The organism is Thalassospira sp. Z349TD_5 (assembly GCF_056173045.1).
Genome location: NZ_CM149654.1, coordinates 807,605 through 829,421 on the forward strand (window position 1 = coordinate 807,605; position 21,817 = coordinate 829,421).

At 53.4% G+C, this 21,817-nt stretch carries 22 protein-coding genes; 12 read left to right on the forward strand and 10 right to left on the reverse strand.

The features are described from left to right. The first annotated feature begins 43 nt into the window (after positions 1-43). The 5 genes from yihA (at position 44) to ftsY (ending at position 5,246) form a co-directional block, all read left to right on the forward strand. A complete protein-coding gene (yihA, locus tag AC0VXT_RS03520) occupies positions 44-706 on the forward strand; it encodes a ribosome biogenesis GTP-binding protein YihA/YsxC (RefSeq protein ID WP_022734140.1) in 663 nt (220 codons plus the stop codon). Positions 707-744: 38 nt separating this feature from the next. Continuing rightward, complete coding sequence (gene argB, locus AC0VXT_RS03525) at positions 745-1,677, forward strand: acetylglutamate kinase (RefSeq protein ID WP_022734139.1); 933 nt, start codon at positions 745-747, stop codon at positions 1,675-1,677. 146 nt (positions 1,678-1,823) lie between these two features. Next, positions 1,824-2,849 carry a GGDEF domain-containing protein gene (locus tag AC0VXT_RS03530; RefSeq protein ID WP_475547517.1) on the forward strand — a complete coding sequence of 342 codons (1,026 nt, stop codon included), beginning with the start codon at positions 1,824-1,826 and terminating at the stop codon, positions 2,847-2,849. Between the two features lie 208 nt (positions 2,850-3,057). Then, positions 3,058-4,314, forward strand: coding sequence for a tRNA (N(6)-L-threonylcarbamoyladenosine(37)-C(2))-methylthiotransferase MtaB (gene mtaB / locus AC0VXT_RS03535; protein ID WP_475547518.1), 1,257 nt, complete (start codon positions 3,058-3,060; stop codon positions 4,312-4,314). Beyond that, complete coding sequence (ftsY, locus tag AC0VXT_RS03540) at positions 4,311-5,246, forward strand: signal recognition particle-docking protein FtsY (RefSeq protein ID WP_475547519.1); 936 nt, start codon at positions 4,311-4,313, stop codon at positions 5,244-5,246. The genes mtaB and ftsY overlap by 4 nt, the downstream gene beginning before the upstream one ends. A gap of 72 nt (positions 5,247-5,318) precedes the next feature. Here ftsY and AC0VXT_RS03545 read toward each other — a convergent pair whose 3' ends face one another. Together AC0VXT_RS03545 and AC0VXT_RS03550 are read right to left on the reverse strand one after the other, a co-directional pair. After that, complete coding sequence (locus AC0VXT_RS03545) at positions 5,319-6,701, reverse strand: diacylglycerol/lipid kinase family protein (protein WP_475547520.1); 1,383 nt, start codon at positions 6,699-6,701, stop codon at positions 5,319-5,321. A 75-nt stretch (positions 6,702-6,776) separates the two neighbouring features. Continuing rightward, positions 6,777-7,280: a Dps family protein gene (locus tag AC0VXT_RS03550; protein ID WP_475547521.1), complete on the reverse strand. Its 504-nt coding sequence runs from the start codon at positions 7,278-7,280 to the stop codon at positions 6,777-6,779. A 145-nt stretch (positions 7,281-7,425) separates the two neighbouring features. On the opposite strand from AC0VXT_RS03550, the gene AC0VXT_RS03555 reads away from it, so the two are divergent. Then, entirely contained in the window at positions 7,426-7,962 is a 537-nt protein-coding gene (locus AC0VXT_RS03555; RefSeq protein ID WP_475547522.1) for a hypothetical protein, read from the forward strand. A gap of 114 nt (positions 7,963-8,076) precedes the next feature. Beyond that, positions 8,077-8,661, forward strand: coding sequence for a YqaA family protein (locus tag AC0VXT_RS03560; RefSeq protein ID WP_475547523.1), 585 nt, complete (start codon positions 8,077-8,079; stop codon positions 8,659-8,661). A gap of 65 nt (positions 8,662-8,726) precedes the next feature. On the opposite strand, the gene AC0VXT_RS03565 is transcribed toward AC0VXT_RS03560, so the two are convergent. Beyond that, the gene (locus tag AC0VXT_RS03565; protein ID WP_022734131.1) at positions 8,727-8,936 is read right to left on the reverse strand and encodes a hypothetical protein; all 210 of its coding nucleotides are present in this window, start codon (positions 8,934-8,936) and stop codon (positions 8,727-8,729) included. A gap of 342 nt (positions 8,937-9,278) precedes the next feature. Between AC0VXT_RS03565 and AC0VXT_RS03570 the strand changes: the two genes are divergently transcribed. The 4 genes from AC0VXT_RS03570 (at position 9,279) to chrA (ending at position 13,555) form a co-directional block, all read left to right on the forward strand. Beyond that, positions 9,279-9,806, forward strand: coding sequence for an RNA polymerase sigma factor (locus tag AC0VXT_RS03570; RefSeq protein ID WP_022734130.1), 528 nt, complete (start codon positions 9,279-9,281; stop codon positions 9,804-9,806). A 1-nt stretch (position 9,807) separates the two neighbouring features. Then, positions 9,808-10,050: a hypothetical protein gene (locus AC0VXT_RS03575; protein WP_475547524.1), complete on the forward strand. Its 243-nt coding sequence runs from the start codon at positions 9,808-9,810 to the stop codon at positions 10,048-10,050. A 516-nt stretch (positions 10,051-10,566) separates the two neighbouring features. Beyond that, positions 10,567-12,036 (forward strand): AMP nucleosidase, encoded by a 1,470-nt coding sequence (locus AC0VXT_RS03580; protein WP_412777133.1) that lies wholly within the window; start codon positions 10,567-10,569, stop codon positions 12,034-12,036. A 184-nt stretch (positions 12,037-12,220) separates the two neighbouring features. Beyond that, positions 12,221-13,555, forward strand: coding sequence for a chromate efflux transporter (gene chrA / locus AC0VXT_RS03585; RefSeq protein ID WP_475547525.1), 1,335 nt, complete (start codon positions 12,221-12,223; stop codon positions 13,553-13,555). Here the strand turns inward: chrA and AC0VXT_RS03590 are convergent. From AC0VXT_RS03590 to AC0VXT_RS03615, 6 genes are all read right to left on the reverse strand, one after another. Then, on the reverse strand, positions 13,519-14,976 hold the full coding sequence (locus tag AC0VXT_RS03590) for a serine hydrolase domain-containing protein (RefSeq protein ID WP_475547526.1): 1,458 nt from the start codon (positions 14,974-14,976) through the stop codon (positions 13,519-13,521). The two genes, chrA and AC0VXT_RS03590, sit on opposite strands and share 37 nt — an antisense overlap. A gap of 104 nt (positions 14,977-15,080) precedes the next feature. Next, positions 15,081-16,247, reverse strand: a complete 1,167-nt coding sequence (locus AC0VXT_RS03595; protein WP_475547527.1) for an MFS transporter — start codon at positions 16,245-16,247, stop codon at positions 15,081-15,083. Between the two features lie 159 nt (positions 16,248-16,406). Then, entirely contained in the window at positions 16,407-16,988 is a 582-nt protein-coding gene (locus tag AC0VXT_RS03600; protein WP_475547528.1) for a helix-turn-helix domain-containing protein, read from the reverse strand. A 99-nt stretch (positions 16,989-17,087) separates the two neighbouring features. Next, complete coding sequence (gene rsmD, locus AC0VXT_RS03605; RefSeq protein WP_475547529.1) at positions 17,088-17,657, reverse strand: 16S rRNA (guanine(966)-N(2))-methyltransferase RsmD; 570 nt, start codon at positions 17,655-17,657, stop codon at positions 17,088-17,090. 6 nt (positions 17,658-17,663) lie between these two features. Then, positions 17,664-19,445: a pseudouridine synthase gene (locus AC0VXT_RS03610; protein WP_475547530.1), complete on the reverse strand. Its 1,782-nt coding sequence runs from the start codon at positions 19,443-19,445 to the stop codon at positions 17,664-17,666. Beyond that, positions 19,442-20,164, reverse strand: a complete 723-nt coding sequence (locus AC0VXT_RS03615; RefSeq protein ID WP_475547531.1) for a gamma-glutamyl-gamma-aminobutyrate hydrolase family protein — start codon at positions 20,162-20,164, stop codon at positions 19,442-19,444. Before AC0VXT_RS03615 ends, AC0VXT_RS03610 begins: the two co-directional genes overlap by 4 nt. Before the next feature lie 583 nt (positions 20,165-20,747). Here AC0VXT_RS03615 and AC0VXT_RS03620 point away from each other — a divergent pair. Continuing rightward, entirely contained in the window at positions 20,748-21,200 is a 453-nt protein-coding gene (locus tag AC0VXT_RS03620) for a nucleoside deaminase (protein WP_022734120.1), read from the forward strand. A 16-nt stretch (positions 21,201-21,216) separates the two neighbouring features. On the opposite strand, the gene AC0VXT_RS03625 is transcribed toward AC0VXT_RS03620, so the two are convergent. Beyond that, complete coding sequence (locus AC0VXT_RS03625) at positions 21,217-21,690, reverse strand: RrF2 family transcriptional regulator (RefSeq protein ID WP_475547532.1); 474 nt, start codon at positions 21,688-21,690, stop codon at positions 21,217-21,219. Positions 21,691-21,817: the final 127 nt, after the last annotated feature.

The window sequence follows — 21,817 nt, forward strand, 5'->3', positions numbered from 1 at the left end:
TTCCCTTCGGGGAAGATCCCCGGATCATGGGGAAGGAAGAACGATGACAGACGAGAACCTGCCGTCGGTAACGTCAATACCGACATACAAAGCACCGCAAATTGAAGCCGGGCGGAAACTTTTTTCCCGCCCGGTTACCTTTCTTTTGGGTGTTGCCCAGCTTGAGCAATTGCCGCCTGAAGACAAAACGGAAATCTGTTTTGCCGGACGGTCCAATGTTGGTAAATCCAGCCTGATCAACGCGATCACGGGCCGTAAGGACATCGCGCGTACGTCCAACACACCAGGCCGGACGCAGCAGCTTAACTATTTTGATCTTGATGGCGCCTGCCATGTTGTCGATTTGCCGGGCTATGGTTTTGCACAAGCCCCAAAAGACATCGTTGATACTTGGCAAAACCTGATCAAGCAGTATCTGCGTGGTCGGGTAACCCTGCGGCGTGTCTTCGTGTTGATTGATTCACGGCATGGCTTTATGAAAGCCGACCTCGACATGATGAAGGTGCTTGATGAAAGTGCCGTGACCTATCAGGTTGTGCTGACCAAGGCTGATAAGCTAAAAAAGGGACAGCTCGAAAAACGTATCAAGGAAGTGGTCAATGCACTGGTTAAGCATCCAGCGGCCTTGCCAAAAATCTTTGCGACGTCGAGTGAAAAGAATACCGGACTGGCCGAATTGCGCGCTGAAATCGCGTCGCTGCTGTAAAATTTCCGGTCTGATGCGTTAATATGGGGAAGAGTAGGATGAACGAAGAAATCCGTTCTGAAGAAGATCAATCGGAATCCAGCGCATACCGGACGTTGGCCCGTGCGAAGGTCCTATCCGAAGCTCTTCCCTATATGCGTCGCTTTAACGGTCAGACGATTGTGATTAAATACGGCGGTCACGCGATGGGTGACCCCGAACTGGCGCGTTTGTTTGCACAGGATGTGGTGCTTTTAAAGCAGGTCGGCATGAACCCGATTGTGGTGCATGGCGGGGGACCGCAGATTGGCCAGATGCTTAAGCAGCTTAATATCCAGTCGGAATTTGTTGATGGTCTTCGGGTGACCGATCAACAGACCATCGACGTTGTCGAAATGGTTCTGGCAGGGAAAATCAACAAGGAAATTGTTTCAAACATCAATGCCGCTGGCGGCGTTGCTGTTGGTCTGTGCGGTAAGGATGCCAATCTTATCACCGCGCGTAAACTGACGCGGACCAAACGTGATCCTGAAAGCAATATCGAAAAAGTGCTCGATCTTGGCTTTGTCGGCGAACCGGTCAAAGTGGACCCGCATGTGCTTGATTGCTTTATCAATACCGACATTATTCCGGTTATTTCGCCCATCGGTGTTGGCGAAGACGGGCAGACATACAATATCAATGCTGATACCGCTGCTGGCGCGATCGCCAAGGCGGTTGGTGCAAGCCGTTTGTATATGCTGACGGATGTAAAAGGTATACTTGATGGAGACAAGAACCTTGTTCGGGACGCCACCATTGACCATATCAATGAGATGATCGCGGACGGGACCATTCAAGGCGGCATGATACCCAAAACTGAAACCTGCATGGATGCAGTACAGAACGGGGTTGAAGCATCTGTAATTGTTGATGGTCGTGCGCCGCATGCGGTCTTGCTGGAGCTGTTTACAGAACGTGGTGCAGGCACGATGATCCGGGCGCGTGAGTAGTCCGGAAGAATTCCACCACTTTAGTATAGTTTTTGCGGCGTAAATCTGGCTCTGCGGGATGAATTAGGATAACTTGGTGCGGAATTTGATGCGAAATCATCATAACCCATTGAGATTTTTTTATAAAATTACCCGGAGCAACCGTTGTGCCGGCGACGGAAGAACAGATATCGCGTCATTGGGGATATGCCGACGCAACCCTGAAAGCCCTGCGTGATCGCGGTTTGCGTCCAACACCCGAGCTTTATCATGTGTGGTTCATTTATTTTGCTGCAGAAAACCCGGAAATATTGCGGGTTATTGATGCGGTAAATGCCAGCGGTGATGATCTCGCCGAGGATACCCTTCTGCAGCTATACTATCGGTATATCTTTGACCGTCAGGCCGCCGATTTCCTTCAGCGCGGGATGGAAGATTTTTCACATGTTGTCGAAAACAGTGACGAATGCCTGACGTCGGCCCGAAACAATATCCGCAGTTATGGTGAACTGCTGAAAAGTTCGTTGGGGACCCTTCGCGCGCACAAGGACGTCGGGCCGGTTGTGGGCGAGATTGTTAACCAGACCGAAGACATGAAATCCACCATCGACAACCTTCATGTGCGGTTGGACGGATATCTTAACCGCGTTGTTCTGCTTCAGCGCGAGCTTGAGCAAACCCGCGAACGGTCTTACACAGATGGCCTGACCCGCGTTTCAAATCGCATGCATTTCGAAGAACAGTTGTCCCAGCTTGCCAAGGAATATGACAGCAGCGAAGACGCCGAGCCGTTTTGTGTGATGATGGTGGATCTTGATCAGTTCAAGTCCATCAATGATCGGTTTGGTCATCGGATCGGCGACGAAATTCTGGTTTTGATCGCATCGATGCTTAAGGCCAACATCAAGGGTCGGGATATTGTCGCGCGCTATGGCGGCGATGAATTCGCGATTTTGCTTCCGCAAACCTCGCTTGATGATGCGATGGAAGTTGCCGCCGATATGAGTAAACGCATCGCCGCACGTGAGATCAAGGCAAAGAATTCCGGGACTTCATATGGCCATATGACGGTTTCGGTCGGTGCGGCGGAATATGTTGCCCATGAAGGCGGGGCAAAACTGATTGATCGTGCAGACAGTGCGCTGTACCGCGCAAAAAAGGATGGTCGCAACCGTCACTTTGCTGCCGAGTAAGACATCGTTCTACTGTAAATGTGCCCAAAGTGCGTGGTTTTGCGCGTCTTGTGCATGTGTGCCATGAACGGCGCAGGCTTGCATTAAACAGTGCAAAAGCGTATGTAACCAGCGCCCGGCAAGGTGATTGTCCTTGCCGGACGCTCCGCACTTGCCCTTCATTGAGGGACATTGTGGAATATTTCCCGAACCTGAGATTGATCGCAAAATGTCGAGCATCAAAGAGCCACGCGTCGTTACATTTGGATGTCGTTTGAACACCTATGAATCCGAGGTGATGCGCGACCATGCCAAAAATGCGGGACTTGATGATGCGATCATTATCAATACCTGTGCGGTCACGACCGAGGCGGAACGTCAGGCGCGGCAAAGCATTCGCCGCCTGCGTCGTGAAAATCCGGACGCCAAGATTTTCGTGACCGGCTGTGCGGTTCAGGTCAACCCGGACAAATTCGCCAAGATGGGCGAAATTGACCGCATCTTTGGCAACGATGCCAAGATGAAGGCCGAAACATTCCTGATGCCCGACCACGAACGTGTTGTCGTTAACGACATCATGTCAGTCGAGGAAACCGCAAATCACCTTGTTTCCGGGTTTGAAGGCCGTGCGCGCGCCTTTGTGCAGGTCCAAAACGGTTGTGATCATCGTTGTACGTTTTGCATCATCCCGTTTGGCCGGGGCAATTCCCGCAGTGTGCCGATGGGCGAAATCGTCAGTCAGGTGCGCGAATTGGTGGCGAATGGATATGGGGAAGTCGTTCTGACCGGTGTCGATATCACGTCCTATGGTCATGATTTACCCGGCAAACCGACCTTGGGTCAGATGTCGCGTCGGTTGTTGGCACAGGTCCCTGAATTGCCGCGCCTGCGCATTTCATCGATTGATCCGGTCGAGGTTGATGAAGACTTATTCCGTTTGATCGAAACCGAACCGCGTCTGATGCCTCATATGCATATCAGTTTGCAGGCGGGTGATGACATGGTTCTCAAACGCATGAAACGTCGTCATTTGCGCCAAGATGTGGTTGATTTTTGCGAAAAAGTCCGCGATCTACGATCCGACGTGACGTTTGGCGCCGATATCATTGCCGGTTTCCCGACCGAAACTGACGAGATGGCCGAAAATACCCTGCGTCTTGTTGACGAATGCGGCCTGATTTACCTGCATGTCTTCCCGTACTCATCACGACCCGGCACACCGGCGGCAAAAATGCCCCAGGTGCGAAAAGACATTCGTAAGGATCGTGCGGCCGCTTTGCGCGCCGCAGGGGATATTCAACTCAACACATTCCTGAAATCACGCATCGGCATGATCGAGAATGTCTTGGTTGAAAAGGAAAATACCGGCCATACGGAGCATTTTGCTCCCGTTATGCTCGATCGCGTGATAGAAGCGGGCACAATAGCCAAGGCCAAAGTCACCGGCCTTGAAGATGGAAAACTGATAGCGGAGCTTACGGGATGAGTGAAGAGGGGAAGACAAGCTGGTTTGCCCGGTTAAAAAACGGGCTGAAACGCTCCTCCTCAAAGCTGACCACCGGGATTGCCGACATCTTCACCAAGCGCCGTCTTGATGATGATGCGCTTGAAGAATTTGAAGATCTTCTGATTACATCGGACCTTGGGGTTACAGCTGCTGCCAAGCTGAGCGCGGAACTGGCCAAAACCCGGTTCGACAAAGAAGTCAATTCTGCGGAAATTCAGCAATTTATCGCTGATGAAGTTGCCAAAATCCTGGAGCCTGTGGCCAAGCCACTGGTGATTGATCCGACAAAGAAACCCCATGTGATTTTGGTGGTTGGTGTTAATGGATCGGGTAAAACCACAACAATCGGCAAGCTTGCAAAAACATATAAGGATCAGGGCCTCAAGGTCATGATGGCGGCGGGCGACACATTCCGTGCAGCCGCGGTCGAGCAACTTAAAGTCTGGGGTGAGCGCACCGATTGCCCGGTGATTGCGCGTGATACCGGGGCGGATGCCGCCGGTCTTGCCTTTGATGCGATTGATCAGGCCAAGCGCGAAGGCTATGACGTGCTGTTGGTTGATACTGCCGGTCGCCTGCAAAACAAGGCGCATCTGATGGACGAACTGAAAAAGATTGTCCGGGTGATCACCAAGCGCGATGAAACGGCGCCGCATGATACGCTTCTGGTGCTTGATGCGACCACCGGCCAAAACGCCCATTCACAGGTCGAAACATTTTCCCAGGCAACAAATGTTAGCGGGCTGATTGTCACCAAGCTTGATGGCACAGCCAAAGGGGGCGTTGTTGTCGCGCTGGCCGAAAAATTCGGCAAGCCGGTGCATGCGATTGGTGTTGGTGAAGCCGCCGAAGACTTACGCCCGTTCGAGGCAAGGTCTTTTGCGCGCAGTTTGGCCGGGCTTGAAGACTAGATTAGATTTGCGGTTGCATTTTAACTGCGGACAGAGAATTTGAAAAGACAGTCTGATGAGGCTGCCTTTTTGTTATGCCTTTAGTTCCGCAAAACTTTCGCTGATGCGGCTGATTTCACTTTTAAGTGCGTCCATAGGGTGTTGCGCATCAGCAGGCAATTGCGTCATGTCAATCTGCTCTGTTTGCGTTGACAGGGCATCTGAGCGGGTTTTAAGGCCATGTGCCAGCCGCTGGTCGGCGTTTTCAAGCAACCAGCCCATAACATGGTCACGGAGTTCTTCCAGGCTGTGCAAATCCGGATCGGGTGACGATGTCGGAAGGCCATATTTGTGTAGGGCTAGTTCAAGCTGACGGGAAATAGCGCGGAGATCGCGTGCGCCATCGTTGCAGACCGCCCGTAATGTGCCGCTTTTGGCCACTGGAAATATTGCTTCCAAACGGATCGCAAAATCGAGGGTATCTACCATGATATCGTTGATCAGGGCCCGCTGCGTAAGGTCTGCGTGCGGGCTTTCTTCCTGTGGGGCACCGTCTGTATCGAGATCAAAAAAGGTGTTTGGTGCAAATACGGGAAGCACGCGGCGATGGATGGTGAAATGTGCGGGAAGTTTACTGATGATTTCGCCGTCGGCAAGGATCGGTGCGCCATCCTGCCCGGTGATGGTGATCTCGTCACATTCCATGGTCAGGGCATAGGTGCTGTCATCGACCGAGCCAAACAGAAGTTCGGCGGCAATGTCCATGCCGCTTAGTGTATCGACGCTATCGCGGATGGCAAACATATGAAGGTAGCCGTCATCGGGGCGCTTGGCTTCGCTTGGGCGCAGTCCGCCACCGAAATAACGACCATTGGTTACGGTCAACTGCCGAAGTGTCAGCGACTGTGGTGCGTTATCGCCACACGTCACCGACAGATCCATCGGCGTCATTTCCTGCCAGCTTTGCCAGTTTGCCACTGCATAGCTCACAGCGCCAAATGCACGTTTTAAATCCGGATTGATGCGGTGCCGGGCATCTGCGGGCACGCCGATGCTCGCCGCATTTACAAAAGTCTGATCATTGACCTGACCAACATCAATCATTGCGATCCGACCATGAATTGCCGAACGCGCGGCGGTCAAGGGATCATCAAGCAATGTCAGTGTGCGGGCAAAATCATTGGCCGTGCCAAGGGGCAGGGGGATCAACACCACCTTGTGTTCAATCACGGTATCAAGAATGGCATTCATTGTGCCATCTCCGCCGCCAACGACAACGATATCGCCCGGTTCGGTGTCGTTGATGATGCAGTCACAAATCTTGGATGGATCCTCACACAGGGTCAGGTTCGTCTGATACCCGGCATCTTCAAACACATCACGTAAGGCTTGGGCACCATTCTGGCGCCAGTCGTCGGGAAGCTTTGATTTGGTCAGCAACAGACTGACTTTGCCCGTTAGATCGGAGTTTTTCACCGGGATCCCCTTTGATAAGGAAAAATGCATTGTGACCGGTGCCTGTGTCAGACACCGGTCAGCATTATGGCAAGATCAGGAAATTGTTGCACGCAACATCCATGCGGATTCTTCGTGCACGCCGATGCGTTCGGTCAGAAGGTCGGCGGTTTTTACGTCCTCGACTTCTTCTGCTGCGGCAACACCGTCACGGATCAGTCGGGCCATTTTTTCATGATCCTCGACCAGTTCCTTGACCATTTCGTTGGCCGGAAGGAGCTTTTCCTGATCGGTGATGACGGAATGTTCAATCATTTCCGTAATCCCGGTCGGTGCTGCGAAACCGATTGCGCGGATGCGTTCTGCCATATCGTCGTTGGCGACGTGCAGATCTTCATAGTGTTCTTCGGTCATTTTATGCAGCGAATAAAAGGCCGGTCCAACAACGTTCCAGTGAACGCCGCGGGTTTTGGCATAAAGCACGTGCGACGAACCAACGATCCGGGTGAGCATTTTGGCAAGTTTCTGACGATCCTTGCGATCGACACCGGCATCGACGGGAAATTCCTTCGCAACAGTTTTCATACTGCTATGTGCCATCTCAAAACTCCTTTGGTTTCTTGAGCGTCTTTATGCGACTGCGACAGGCGCAAGACGTACGCCGTATCGCGGGTAGTTGCTTTAAAAACGTAAAGGGGGAGGCAAAAGTTCCATGAATTAAAATCAACATAATTGGAACATTCTTTTGACCCATCCGTTGATCATTGTAAGCAGCGTGCAAGTAATTGCGCTGTATTTCACGAATAAGGAGGTTGTGATGTTTAGTAAAACTGCACTTATGGTTGGTACGATAATGTCTTTTGCTGTTGCCGGTCCTGTATATGCCGGATCGACTGCTACGACCGACCAGGCAGATACGATGGCAACCGACGACGCAATGAAATCGGACGCCAACAAAATGGGTGACGAGGTCGCGAGCGAGTATGAAGACGCGAAGGACTTCACCTATGAAGAGAAAGATGAGTTTCTGGCTTGGGTCGAAGAGAAAAGTGACCAGTTGGGCGACCAGTATGACGAGGTATCAGCGAGTGTGAAACAGGACAGCGAAGAAGCTGTCGATGAGCTTGCTGAGGCATGGAATGGTGCAAGCGCCGAGCTCGGTGAGGCGTTCGAAGACGCGAAGGAAGCGTCCGCCGAAAGCTGGGAAGAGGTAAAGAAAAATACCATGACCGCGCTTGAAGATGCTCAGAATGCTCTCTCGGACGATCAAGCCGTCGAGTAAGACATCACAACTTGAACTCGGTGACGTGACGTTCCGGGAGTTGCAGCCCGCCCATTTCGGGCGGGCTGTTTCTTTGTGCGGACATTCGTTAGGTCGATGCAAAGGGCTGTCTGAATGGCAAAAAATGAAAAACAACAATCACCATCGTCGATGCGGCAAAAACTGAAAATCTGGCAGGACCGTCTTGCTACGCTGGCGGCGGGCCGAAAGGGGCTTTGGGGGATTGCGCTGGCGTCCTTCATGGAAACCACAATCATCCCTATCCCCATTGAAATTGTGATAGCGCCGGTAATGGCCGCGTCGCGTGCGCGCGGTTTTATTGTCGCGACAGTGACACTTGCTGGCAGTGTCGCAGGTGCATTGGCGTTGTATCTTTTGGCCTATCTGCTGTTTGACGATCTGGCCCAGCCGTTAATTGATATGGCGGGCGGTCAGGCGCAGTTTGACGACTTGCAGACCAAATTTGAAACGGGTGGGTTCTGGGTGGTGTTTGCCATCAGTATCACGCCAGTCCCCATGCAAATTGCGGCATTGGCTGCCGGGGCAGCATCCTATCCGATTTGGCTGTTTGTTATTGCAATTTCGGCTTCGCGCGCATTGCGATATTACGGTTTATGGTTGCTGGTTTTAGGTTTCGGGGCCGGAATCGCTCGCATATTCGAGGGGCGAAAGTCAAAAGTCAGTCGAAATTCTGGCTGATACAGCATGAAAAAGACAAATGGCCCGGTAAATTACCGGGCCATTTTCATTATCAAACAGAAAATTTATTCTGATTCGACGCGGAAATCGGTTGTGGCTTTGCCATCGGTTTCCGGTTCAGCGAGCTTTTCGTTGATCAAGCCGCGGCGGATAAGCTCGCGGATTGCGGCAGCACGCGTCGGCATACGATGTTCAAAACGCCAATCATCAATGACCTTTAGTTCATCGTCATCCAGCATAATCTGGAGTTTTTCTGTTCTTTTCGGGGATGCCACGTGGGTTTCCTGTCGTTTACTGCGGGACTAACATCCGCCTGAAGCCGTTGATTATCAAGGCACTTCAAAATTTTTGAGTAAGTTACGTTACCGCTGTTTGTTCCATAAGACAACCATCTTGCTTAGTTGGTGTAAGTCCATTCAGTTAAGTAAGTAATGTAAAGTAATTATGTATAGTAATGGATGTACATTCAGCCGGTAAACTATAATGTGTCAAATATGTGTGTTGATGTTGTTATGTACATGCAGCAACTTCACTGTATTGCCTAAGTGAAGTATACGATTTTACTTTAACTATTATTTTTATTTGTTACGGTTGGGTCATCGAACAAGGAGGTTGTGATGTCTAAACAAGTGATGAATGAAATCGAAGATCATGTACCCGCGTTGCGCCGTCATGCATATCGTCTGGCTGGCAGCATGGACCGTGCACAGGATCTGGTTCAGGACACCCTGTTGAAAGCCATCAGCAAAAAGGATCAGTTCGAAGAAGGTACGAGCCTGAAGGCCTGGTTGCACCGGATCCTGTTCAACACGTTTATTTCGGGCAAGCGCCGGGAAAAAACACGTGGTCCGCAAGTGGACTGGGACGATCTGGGCGACGTTTACGGCCATGGCAGCAATCAGATGGCGCGTTTGCAGCTTCGTGATGCTGACCGCGTTCTTGAAGAGCTGCCTGAGCAGGAACGTGAGGCAATCATGCTAACGGCTGTTGAAGACGTATCCTATCAGGATGCTGCGGATCAGATGTGTGTGGAAATCGGGACTGTAAAATCCCGCGTTGGCCGTGCACGCCGCAAACTGCGTGCGTCAGTCGGTCGAATCGAAGCACGTGAACATGCATCCCGTTATGTTTCAGAGGCAGCTTAAAATGTGTGCGGTTCTTGCGATCTATGGCAAGGAGGACATCCTTGCCTACGTTCGCGGGACACTTGGTGACAAAGAAGAAGAACAAGAAATTGAAAGTCTTGTAAAAAGTGACCTGCGGGCAGCTGATGTTGTTGAAAACATACAAGCAGACTATATAGGTGACGACGGGACATTTGATATCGAAGCGTTTCGTCGGCTGAAAAAATTGCGCGAACTGTCAAGTAAAGTAGGGGCATGCAGTTGAGATATGCATTTCATGCATGGAAGTTGATATAAAATAATATTGACTTTAGTGACCAATGGTCAGATAATGAAAACACATCGAGGTTGACCGTCTTTTCCCTCAACGTCTAAGGCACCTCCTCGAAATTGCCGAAACCGTCCCCCGGTTTCGGCCCTTTTTTATCTGCATTCCAGTTTCGTACAGGACGACGCCAAAGGCGTGCCAGTGTTTTTGATGCTGTTATGATCAGAGCATCAAAACTGTCATTTGGAATTCTTGAAAATCATCCCGACATATAAGTCATAACCTGCTGAAACCGACGGCAAACCGGGCCAAAGCGAAACATGCATGTAATGGCATGAAGACGACTTCGCCTGCTGATTGAGGAAACCTAAAAAGTTTTCGGTTGTCAGGTGACGGGCGGGCGGTGATAAATCTCTCGCTCCAAGGGCTGTTGTTATTTGCTGTCACTTGAATAAAGTCATGTAGACGCAAAACAACAGGACCAAACAACAATAACAAAAAGGAGCATCCATTATGGTTTCAGAAGTTCACGGGTCTGTAAGAGAACTGTTTGAATTCACCGACGCCCAAAAGGCACTTGATCGCATAAAGGACATCTATGCGAACGGTGCCAAGGCTGTCCAAGAGGCCTTTGATCTTTTTGGCGAAGGTAAGCAATCTTCCCCTGTGCGCGCATACTACCCCTATCTGGGAATTGAAGTGCCGCCGGAAAAGCTGCATGTCGAAAGTACATTGTCTTTTGGTGCGCCTCGTGACCCCGGTGTTTATGGCACGACGCTCACCCGTCCGGATGTGTTTGAAGAATATTACCGCCAGCAGATTGAGCTTCTGCTGAAAAATCACGACGTTCCGGTTGTTGTCGGTGTGTCGGATCGTCCGATCCCATTGCCGTTTCTGGTCGAAACCGCAACCGATAGCATCGGCCCGACCGATATCCGTCAGTTGCAGATGGTCTTTGATATGCCTGATCTGGCGCGGACCGATGATGACATCGCAAACGGTGTTCATTACGGGGTGACAGCCGGGCCAAAGCCGCTGTCGCTGTTTTCGGGTGAACGGGTTGATTATTCGCTGGCACGTCTTCGCCATTACACGGCAACCGCACCGGAACATTTTCAAAAATTCGTGCTGTTCACCAACTATCAGCGCTATGTCGACGAGTTTATCGAGTTTGCCAAGGAACAGCTTGATGATCCCGAAAGTCCGTATATCGCCTTTGTCGAGCCGGGGCCAAAGGTCCATGTCAGCAAAAACGCCCCCAAAAAGTGGAAAGAAAGCGGTGAGGCGGCAGCACAACTGCCTCAGATGCCATCCTACCATCTGGTCCGCGAAGACGGGTTGGGCGTGACGCTGGTCAATATCGGTGTTGGCCCGTCGAATGCCAAAACGGCCACCGACCATATCGCGGTCCTGCGACCGCATTGCTGGTTGATGCTGGGCCATTGTGCCGGATTGCGCCGTAGTCAGCTTTTGGGGGATTACGTTCTTGCACACGGGTATGTCCGCGATGATCATGTGCTCGATTCCGATCTGCCATTGTGGGTTCCCGTACCGCCAATTGCCGAGGTGCAAGTCGCACTGGCAAATTCGGTGACCAAAATCACTGGTCTTAAAGGCCGCGAGATGAAGGCACGCATGCGGACCGGGACGGTTGCCACAACCGATAACCGGAACTGGGAACTGCGTTATAGCGAGCTGTTTGTCCGTCTTAATCAGTCACGGGCAATTGCGGTCGATATGGAAAGTGCGACCATTGCCGCCAACGGTTTCCGGTTCCGCGTTCCGTATGGAACGTTGCTGTGTGTGTCGGACAAACCGGTGCACGGCGAATTGAAACTGCCGGGCATGGCAAACACGTTCTATCGTCAGCGTATCGGCCAGCACCTTCAGGTCGGGCTTGATACGATCGATACGCTGCGCCAGGACGTCAATCAGCTTCATTCGCGCAAATTGCGGTCGTTGGACGAGCCAGCCTTCCGATAAGGCGGTTAAGACGTTGCGATTTAAAAATCAAACCCCTGTCATTCGGTTCAAACCGCGTGGCAGGGGTTTTGTTATGGTTTAGTGACGATTGCCAAATGGTCGGCTTTTGGCTTTTCGCCATTGGCGCCATTGGATATGGTCTGGCGGCACGAATATGCCAAACGATCAGGGGACGAGACCGGCAATGTCACAAAAGACACCAAGTGATGCGGCGAAAACCGATCAGGATAAGGGCGGGGCAAACAACGCCGATACAGGTGTTCTGCCATCCGATGGGGTCACACTTTGGCAGGTTTTCCTGATCTTTTTGCGTCTTGGCCTGACCAGCTTTGGCGGGCCGGTCGCCCATATCAGTTATTTCCGCGAAGAGTTCGTGCATCGTCGTCGCTGGCTAAGTGATGCGCGCTATGCCGATCTGGTGGCTTTGTGTCAATTCGCCCCCGGACCGGCCAGTTCACAGGTCGGGATGGGAATTGGCATGGCGCTTGGCGGGGTGCGTGGATCATTGGTGGCGTGGCTTGGCTTTACCATGCCGTCGGCGATTGTCTTGGCGGTTCTTGGCATGACATTTGTGCACTTTGATCTGGCGGCGATTGATAACGTCATTCGGGGGCTCAAATTGGTGGCGGTTGGCGTTGTCGCCCATGCGCTTGTCGGGATGGCCCGAAATCTGTGTCCGGACGTGCCACGTGCCACCATTGCGGTAGTTGCGGCCGGTGTGATGATTGTCAGCGATACGGTGTTGGCACAGTTTGGTGTGATTATCGGCGGGATGATTGCCGGATTTATCCTACTACGTACTGTAACCGAGCCCGAGAGCTGCGATGCGCCAACATCGCATTCCACCAAGGGGGCGGTTTTTGCGCTTGGCGTGTTCTTTGTGTTGCTCGCAGGACTGCCGATTGTCGCCCATTTTGATCACAGCGGGCTGTTTGCCGTCATAAACGGATTCTATCGCAGTGGGGCGTTGGTGTTTGGCGGTGGGCATGTTGTTTTGCCCTTGCTTGAGGCTGCCGTGGTTGATCCCGGTTGGGTTAATCAGGAAGCCTTCCTTGCCGGGTACGGCGCAACACAGGCCGTGCCCGGTCCGATTTTTACCTTTGCCGCCTATCTTGGGGCTGTGCTTCATGCGGGTGAGGGATCGGGCACGTGGTTGATCAGTTCGGTTACGGCTTTGATCACACTCATCGCGATTTTCCTGCCTGCATGGTTGCTGGTGATTGGCATTTTGCCGTTCTGGGATCGTGTACGGCATGTGCAAAGCATGCGGGCAGGGTTGCTGGGGGTGAACGCGGCTGTGGTCGGCTTGCTGGCGGCGGTTTTATATGATCCGATCTGGACCGGGGCCATTCATGATGTTGTCGATATCGTCTGCGTCGCTGTGGCCTTTGCCATCCTGCAATGGCGGGTCATGCCGGTGTGGGCCTTGGTCGGGTTGGGGGGCATTGCTGGGATATGTTGTTGGTTTGATCTAAGCTGGCTTTATTCAGCAGGTTTTTCGTTCTGCCCTGCACCCTGATCCTCGCCTTCGCCGTCTGGCAGCTTGATGGCGTTTGGGTCAACCGTTGGGAAAAGCTGGCTCAGGTTGGCGATGAACTGGCGCAAATCAAAACCATCGCGGTTGCGTGTCAGGCCCAAACGAACAACAACCAGTTCTTTTGACGGAATGACGCTGATGGATTGTCCATCATGTCCAAGCGCGAAAAAGGCATCATCGGGTACCTGCGGTGCACCAGGGCGGCTATCAGTGCCGCCCGGTAGATCAAGCCACCAATGCGCGCCGTAATTACCATTTGGCGCGGCTGGTGCCGGGGTGGTGGAATACGTCACCCATTCTTTGGGTAAAAGACGTTCGCCGTCCCATACGCCGTCTTGCAGGAACAACTGGCCGATTTTTGCCCAATCGCGCGCGGTGGCATGCATGAAGCTTGATGCGATAAAGTAGCCATCCTGATCGGTTTCAATCACGGCATTGTTAATGCCAAGCGGACGGAACAGAAGTTCTGCCGGACGTTTTTGGTATGTTTCGCGCGATCCGCTCAGATTGCGGATTGCAGCCGATAGAATGTTGGTTGTCCCGGAGTTATAGGAAAAGACCTCCCCGGGCGGATTGGCAAGTGGTTGGGACACGGCAAACCCGGCGGCGGCCGGCTCGATAAACAGCATCTGCACAACGTCTGATAACGGGTTGGCATAGCTTTCATCAAATTCGAGACCACTGCTCATATGCAGTAAGTTGTCATAGGTGATGGTCGCGCGTGGGTCGCCTGCTTCTGCGTGCCATTCATTGATCAGGACCGGGTCGGCCATGTCGCCAATCATGCCTTCGAACTGCATCCGACCAAGCAGCGCATTAAACACGCTTTTGGTCATCGACCAGCCGGGAAGGGGCGTGTTGGCCGAAATCCCGTCGTCATAACGTTCTGCAATCACCTTGCCTTGATGCAAAATGACAAGGGCGCGGGTGCGCCGTGTTGGTTTCGGGCCGGGTTCATCCATCGCGTCAAACAACAGGCCGGTAAGTGCACGGCGTTCGACATCAATTGGCAATGGTCCGGTTAAAAGCGGCCTTGCCGTGATGGGGCTGATAAGCGGGGTGCTGTTGCGTAAACGGGTGATCTGGTCTGCGTCATTGGCTAGAACGCAACCCAGATGTGGTCGATACACCGCCCAGCGTTTGCGAAAACCAAAGGCATGTGCGCTAACAGTCTGGTTGCGCAGATCAACATTGATCGTAATCAATGACAATAGCGGGTTGTTATCAGCCAGAACATCTTCGGCCTGCGCCCGGCTGGATGGCAGCCTGTTTACAAAAATGGCCGAACACATGATCTTTGCGCTGTAACCGGCGCCGATCGGGGCAAGCCAGATGAAAAAGCCGGAAACAACCATAAGACCAAGCAATATCGTGCCGATAAAGATGGCCTTGATCAGTTTCATTCCGTTTTCCCTGTTACGAGCTTCGCAGTACTCCCGACTGCTTCAGAGCATGAGAGTCGCCTGCTTCGATGGACAGGTCAAGTCATCGTATCGTATAGGTCGCCTTATGTTGCACTGCGTTTCTGTGACGATTTTCCCAGTGAAATCAGGAAGCCGGCAAAGTAAAGCGCGCCAAGAACCCCCGCTGCCCCGGACCAGCCGCTCCGATCGATCATCGCACCAGCAACAGGTGGGACAATCACGACAAAAATCTCGGCGAATTGGGCAAGCATCCCCTGAAGGGCGGGCATCGAAAGCCCACCTTTGGCAATGCCGGGCAAAAGGGCAAAGCATGTACCCGCAACCGCCCCTTGACCGATGTTAAATATGATCAGTGCCGTCAGGCTCAGTGGCATATGCGTGCTGACAAAAAGGGTGGAAATCGCAACTGCCATTATGGGTAAAAACAGCATCAAAATCCGACGTCCGGCAATATTTCGGCCCAATGCCATGCCAGCCCCGACGCTGCCGATGATATTGCCGACAATGGCTGTGGTGCCAATGATTCCAGCGGCGGGTGCGATGCCGATATCAAGATTATCGGCAAGCATTGCGGGCATGAAGGCAAGGGCGGCTGAGGTCGCCCCGGCAAAGGCCGAAAATGTCAGCGCGACACGTAAGGCCGCACGTGATTTTAAAACCCCCATTACCCCGACCAGAAGCGATTTACGTGGTGTGCTTGTCGCGGGGGGCGTCATAATGGCAAGCAATGGTAACAGGATCACAACCGGAACCGTGCAGGCCACCACCGCCAGCCGCCAGTCAAGCCAAACCAGCACCGCCGCACTGACCCAGTTGCCCATGGCAATGCCGACCGGAATAAACGTGCCCCAGATGCTCATGGCCATGGCGACAATTTTTGGATTATCAAATCCTGCCATCCAGCTTGGTGCGCCGACGACGATCAAAAGATAGCCGATGCTGGTAACAACCCGTCCGACATACAGCATGACGGCGACATCGGCCGTGGCAAAAATGGTTGCGCCAAGGATCATCATCAAACAGCCCAGAACAAGCGATTTACGCAATCCGGCGCGGGCGGCCCAAACACCGGTTGGAATGGCGGTCAGCGCACCCGCAGCGGTAATCAGTGATGCCACAAGGCCAAATTCCGCCTGACTTAATCCAAAACCCGCGCGCAGATCTGGTGCAATAGGGCCGATTAAGCCAACCTGCATTGAGGCTGTCAGTCCAAGTCCATACAGGATCGAAATTGCAATGATCGGTGGCATGTGGGGCGTGTCCGTTTGGTGTCTTTTATTTTTGGTTTGTTGTGCAGTTTTGCCGGTGCTTTTAAATCTTGGCAAACATGCAAAAGGCGGATTTCAGATGTACCTGAAAACCGCCTTGAATATCCACGAATGAAATATGCGTGGTTATGGCAAAATGCGTTAGATGGTGTGAGGCGCGTGATCAAACCCGGTTGTCAGCCGCACGGCCGTTCCATCTGACAGGAAAAAACGTTCCCACAGGATGTAGCTATCGACAATGCGCATTGGTGCCCCGTCGCGTCGCGATGTTTCAAATGTCAGGTGGTCGGTTTGATCTTCGTGCCAGCCAAGGACATGCAGGCTTTTTTCCGCAACTGCAATTTCCGGTGTGGCAAACCGCCAAAGTGATGTGCCCAGCAGATCGGAACAATCACGTTGCCATTCATGTTCGCGGGCCTGTGATGCACAGAGCAACCGGTGTGATCGGTCTTCGATCAGGTGCACGCGCTGGTTCGAATGAATGACAAGCCGTTTGATTGCCTGATCCAGACGGAAATTGCGCTTGCGCGTCATCATCTGATCAATCAGGTCAAGCTGCACAGGGGCGGGACGTTGCATACCCTTTTCCCAGCGCGAAACGGTTGCCTGCGTGACGCCCAGAATATCGGCAAGGCGTGCCTGCTTGATGTCGCTTTCGCGACGCCAATGGCGCAGGCGACGGCCAAATTCTACGTCTGGTGCTATTTGGGGCAAGGGTTTCATTGCGCTCAACCATATCGTTTAACGTCAAAACGCTACCACAAATCAGGGGTTTTTGCAGCAGGCAGATGTGGCGGCCAGCTTTACGCAAAGGATATTAGGTCAGGCCGAAAATCGACCGATATCGATCTGGCATTTTCCGTATTTGCGGCTGTCACACAGTTCAAACCCGTCCAGCGTGATTTCGGGGTCGCGTGGATCACGTTCGGCAATGATCAATGTGTTGCCATCAATCCAGCCCGCAGCAGCAAGGGCAGTAATGCTGGTTTCAAGCAATTGCTTGCCATAGGGCGGATCAAGGAAAACCATGCTGGCGGGGACAGATGAGCGTGGAGGCTTGGTGGCATCGGCACGCTGGACGCGTGCTTGCTCGCCAAGCTTCAAATTGGTGATGTTTTCTTCGATCACCGCCAGAGCGCTGCGGTCGGTGTCAAACAAAACCGCCTTGCTTGCCCCACGTGAAATCGCTTCAAGGCCCAAGGCCCCCGATCCGGCATAGGCATCAAGGATCACGCCATCAAACAGCGGATGGAAATCATCCTCATACCAGCGCGATGCATGCGACAGGATGCTAAAAAGTGCTTCGCGTACACGATCAAGGGTCGGGCGTGTTTCACGTCCTGCCGGCGGGATCAGAGCCCGGCCGCGATGACTGCCACCTACAATCCGCATGTTCGATTAGTCCTTCTTGCCGCGTGGGCGGTTGCCTGCGGGCTTGCGGCCCGGGGTGCTTGTGCTATTGCCTGAACGACCGGCAGGTTTGCCACCCGGCTTGCCGCGACCGCCCGCGAACCCGGCACCATCGCGCCGGCCGCTGTCACGGGCACTATCGCGAGAACCGCCACGTCCAGTATCGCGGCCACCATCACGGGCTGTGCTGCCCCGTGGACCAGTGCCACGTGCACCGGTGCCGCGTGAACCCCCGTCACGGTTTCCAGAGTCGCGTCCACCGCTGTCGCGTCCCGCACTGTCACGCCCGCCATCACGGGCATTGCTGCTCCGTCCGCCGGTACTGCCGCGTGGTCCTGTGCCGCGCGCACCGCTATCGCGGTTTCCACTGTCTCTGCCACCAGAGTCTCTGCCACCAGAATCTCTGGCGCCATCGCGTCCAAAGCCATCTCGGCCACGACTATCTCTGGAATCGGAACCGGCAAATCTGCCGCGACCGGGTTTGTCAGAACCTGACGTCCCACCCGGCGCATACCGTCCGCGTCCCTTGTCGGTCGGACGGCCCGAACTGCGATCACTACGATCATCACGGTCGTCGCGTTCTGGACGGGCGTTGCTGGCAGCCGGTTTCCCACGGCCACCCGGACGGGGGGCTGCGCCGATACGCGGCTTTTCCGAGCGCGACGAAGCACTGCGCTTATCATCACGCGAGGCCCCACCACGAGGGGTATCATTGCCACGACGGTCATTGCCGCCATCACGACCCGCCTCGTTGCGGTCACCCTCGGAACGGTCCGATGGGCGTCCATAGGAGCGACCCGCCCCCGGACGGCCAAGGCTTGGACGGCCTGCACGGCTATCGCGCTGCTCGTCATCGGTGCCATTGGCATTTGCGTTCGGGTTTTGGCCCGGACCGCCTTGCTGACGTTTACGTTGTGCGGGTTGGCCAAAAACAGTGCGCGGTGCTTTGGGGCGCGATGTGCCGCCACGTGCCACGGATTTCTTTTCAGAAACCTTGCTGTAATCACCCTTAAAGAAGGCTGCGAGTTGTTCTTTCATCACCTTGCCGGTGATTTCTTCGCAATCACCCGGGGCAAGGCTGCCCAACTGGAACGGACCATAGGACACGCGCATCAAACGCGTGACCGGCCAGCCAAGATGTTCCATCACGCGCCGGATTTCGCGGTTTTTGCCTTCGCGCAAGGTCACCGTCATCCAGGCGTTGGAATCTTTTTGAACATCAACCTCGGCATGGATCGATCCGTAGTGCACACCATCAACGGTGACACCTTCTTCAAGCTGTTTAAGCTTTGATTCTTCAATACGGCCATGCACACGCACACGATAGCGGCGCGCCCAGCCGGTTGCTGGCAGTTCCAGATAACGGGCCAATTCGCCGTCGTTGGTCAGCAACAACAACCCTTCGGAGTTCAAATCAAGACGTCCGACTGAAATGACACGCGGCACATAGCTTGGCAGATGTTCAAATACCGTGTCGCGGCCCTGTTCATCGCGGTGGCTGGTGACCAGGCCGCGCTTTTTAAACAGGCGCCAAAGACGCGGTTTTTCCTTTGCGGGCAATGGCTTACCATTGACATAAATCTCGTCTTCGTCGGTGACGGTTACGGCCGGTGTATCAAGCACCTTGCCATTCAGTTTAACCAGACCTTCTTCGATCATGCGTTCGGCATCGCGACGCGAACACACACCGGACCGCGCAATGCGTTTGGCTATGCGTTCGGATTTGGTGTCGGCATCATTGTCGTCTGGTGTCGGGGTCTTGTCGTTCATGTGCGGGCCTCGGAAATCAGGGCGTCGAAAATTTTCGCATCGCCCGAACTGATATGAAATTCGGGATGCCACTGGACCCCGAGACAATAACGGTATTTCGGATGTTCAATGCCTTCGATCACGCCGTCAGGGGCGACCGAATTAATGATGACATCCGGGCCAACCCCATCAACCGCCTGATGGTGGGCGGAATTGACCGAAAGCGTTTTGATATCGCCAACAATTTTCGCAAGCAACGTGCCGGGCTCCACCGTGACATCGTGCCCGGCTTCATCGCGCGGATTAGGCTGTTCGTGGGCCAGACAGTTTTCGACACTGTCGGGGATATGCTGAATAAGCGACCCACCCAGGATCACGTTCAACAATTGCTGCCCGCCACAAATGCCCAAAACCGGCATATCGCGTTTAAGGGCACCTTCGGCCATGGCCCATTCAAATTTGGTGCGGCGATCCTTGGTGACAACCGTATCATGGACTTCGTCCGCACCAAACAGGGACGGCGAAACATCAAAGGCACCGCCGGTCACGACCAGCCCATCAATCAGATCAAGAAGATCAGGCACCAGATCAACTTCGTGGGGAAGCGGCATCGGAATACCACCGGCCGCCGTAACTGCACCGGCATAGTTTTCACGCAGCGCATACCACGGGAATTTCGAATAACCGCCCGGTTCTTCGGAATCGAGTGTAATACCAATGATCGGCTTGCGCGTGGTCATGTCGGGTGCAACTTTGCTTGTGGTAATGCTAGGGTCAGGGCCTATTAATTTGGCTGAAATGGTCAATCAGATTTGTGCGGATAGGCGAAGCAAGAATGCAGAAAGATATATATCTTTCAAGTTTTTGCGACAAAGTAGCCCGTGCAAATCCGATTGATCCGAAGGACAGTCGTTATATTTGTCAACTCCTGCGTCAAATCCCTTGTTCGGGATGCCGACCCGTTCTGCGGGCTTTTCCTTGGATTTGGCAAATATAACGACTGCCATTTCAATCAAATTAATAGGTCCTGACCCTACGGCGAATAATTCTTGGCGGAAACTACCCTTGCAACCGCCTAAGGGCAACGGCAATTCACGCCGATGGTCTATGCGTTGTGTGCAAAGGCCAAACTGGCATCATCCAACGGACCATCCCATGATGATCTCTTGACCGATCCTGTGCGAGATTGCACTGTCATATGGCGAGGGCATAACCCTATTGGGTTCAGACCCTAAACGGGCCCTAACATCAAGTAAAAACAAACGCCGCTCTGGCAAGTTGTGCCGCTTGCTCCGTGCAGTGCGTGATCGGGATGGAAAAATCATGAGCGCAGACAGCTTTATGGATATGGCCCTTGAAGAAGCCCGTGCCGCCGCCCGTCGCGGTGAAGTGCCGGTGGGGGCGGTTCTGGTCGATGCCGATACGGGCGAAGTCCTTGCACGTGCAGGCAACTTGACCGAGGAACTCAACGATCCGACTGCGCATGCCGAAATCCTTGTCATTCGGGCGGCAGCCGGGGCCAAGGGCGAGCCAAGGCTTCCCAATTGCGATCTGTATGTCACGCTTGAACCTTGCCCGATGTGTGCCACGGCCATTTCCTTTGCCCGTCTGCGCCGGGTTTATTTCGGCGCTTATGACCCGAAAGGCGGTGGCGTTGACCACGGGCCACGCGTGTTTGAAAGCTCATCATGCCATCACCGTCCGGAAGTGTATGGCGGCATTGGCGAGATTGAAGCCGGTAAGTTGCTGAAGGATTTCTTTGGCAGCCTGCGCTGATACCCGGCATCGGAGCTTAGGGGATTTTGCTGGAATCAAACCGGTAATCATCCGGGTTTAAGCCAAGTTCTTTCATCCGGGTTTCATAATCACGGGCAAGATCGGCCATCGTGATTGCCGAAAGCGCGCTTAGAAATGTTTCTGAGGCCACGCGCAAAGCTTTGGCGGTCGCCGCATTGGCGGCCTGTTCCATCAAACAGTGTGATTCTTCGTTGCCACAGCCCAGCGCAAAAAGTTTGGGCGCGCCAAGCGCGTCATAAATCCCGGCCAGTGTGATCTCAGACAGCGGTTTGGCCAAAACCCAGCCCCCGCCATGCCCCTTGGTCGAGGTGACGAACCCCTGATCGCGCAATCCCGCCATGGTACGCCGGACAACAGCCGCATTGGTGTTGAGCATCCCGGCAAGCAGATCGGATGTTGCCGGATCCGTCATCTGGTCAAGGTGCAAAAGGGCATGCAGCACACGTGGCATGCGGTTGTCTTGACGCATCAAAGGGCTCCTGTTGGTCGGTCGATCCTGTCTGATCTTTAACACATGAAACAACCAAAGATACATGAAATTGACAGGTGCAGCGAATCATGTAACTTTAAATGATACATGATTCGCTTTTGAGAAC

Bases quoted from the DNA above. Each gene is read 5' to 3' on its own strand.
- rsmD (WP_475547529.1), bottom strand. From the start codon at position 17,657: ATGCGGATTGTAGGTGGCAGTCATCGCGGCCGGGCTCTGATCCCGCCG.
- AC0VXT_RS03580 (WP_412777133.1), top strand. From the start codon at position 10,567: ATGGTTTCAGAAGTTCACGGGTCTGTAAGAGAACTGTTTGAATTCACC.
- AC0VXT_RS03550 (WP_475547521.1), bottom strand. From the start codon at position 7,280: ATGGCACATAGCAGTATGAAAACTGTTGCGAAGGAATTTCCCGTCGAT.
- AC0VXT_RS03610 (WP_475547530.1), bottom strand. From the start codon at position 19,445: ATGAACGACAAGACCCCGACACCAGACGACAATGATGCCGACACCAAA.
- AC0VXT_RS03595 (WP_475547527.1), bottom strand. From the start codon at position 16,247: ATGCCACCGATCATTGCAATTTCGATCCTGTATGGACTTGGACTGACA.
- AC0VXT_RS03570 (WP_022734130.1), top strand. From the start codon at position 9,279: ATGTCTAAACAAGTGATGAATGAAATCGAAGATCATGTACCCGCGTTG.
- mtaB (WP_475547518.1), top strand. From the start codon at position 3,058: ATGTCGAGCATCAAAGAGCCACGCGTCGTTACATTTGGATGTCGTTTG.
- AC0VXT_RS03590 (WP_475547526.1), bottom strand. From the start codon at position 14,976: ATGAAACTGATCAAGGCCATCTTTATCGGCACGATATTGCTTGGTCTT.
- AC0VXT_RS03600 (WP_475547528.1), bottom strand. From the start codon at position 16,988: ATGAAACCCTTGCCCCAAATAGCACCAGACGTAGAATTTGGCCGTCGC.
- AC0VXT_RS03575 (WP_475547524.1), top strand. From the start codon at position 9,808: ATGTGTGCGGTTCTTGCGATCTATGGCAAGGAGGACATCCTTGCCTAC.
- AC0VXT_RS03620 (WP_022734120.1), top strand. From the start codon at position 20,748: ATGAGCGCAGACAGCTTTATGGATATGGCCCTTGAAGAAGCCCGTGCC.
- ftsY (WP_475547519.1), top strand. From the start codon at position 4,311: ATGAGTGAAGAGGGGAAGACAAGCTGGTTTGCCCGGTTAAAAAACGGG.
- AC0VXT_RS03560 (WP_475547523.1), top strand. From the start codon at position 8,077: ATGGCAAAAAATGAAAAACAACAATCACCATCGTCGATGCGGCAAAAA.
- chrA (WP_475547525.1), top strand. From the start codon at position 12,221: ATGTCACAAAAGACACCAAGTGATGCGGCGAAAACCGATCAGGATAAG.
- argB (WP_022734139.1), top strand. From the start codon at position 745: ATGAACGAAGAAATCCGTTCTGAAGAAGATCAATCGGAATCCAGCGCA.
- AC0VXT_RS03625 (WP_475547532.1), bottom strand. From the start codon at position 21,690: ATGCGTCAAGACAACCGCATGCCACGTGTGCTGCATGCCCTTTTGCAC.
- yihA (WP_022734140.1), top strand. From the start codon at position 44: ATGACAGACGAGAACCTGCCGTCGGTAACGTCAATACCGACATACAAA.
- AC0VXT_RS03615 (WP_475547531.1), bottom strand. From the start codon at position 20,164: ATGACCACGCGCAAGCCGATCATTGGTATTACACTCGATTCCGAAGAA.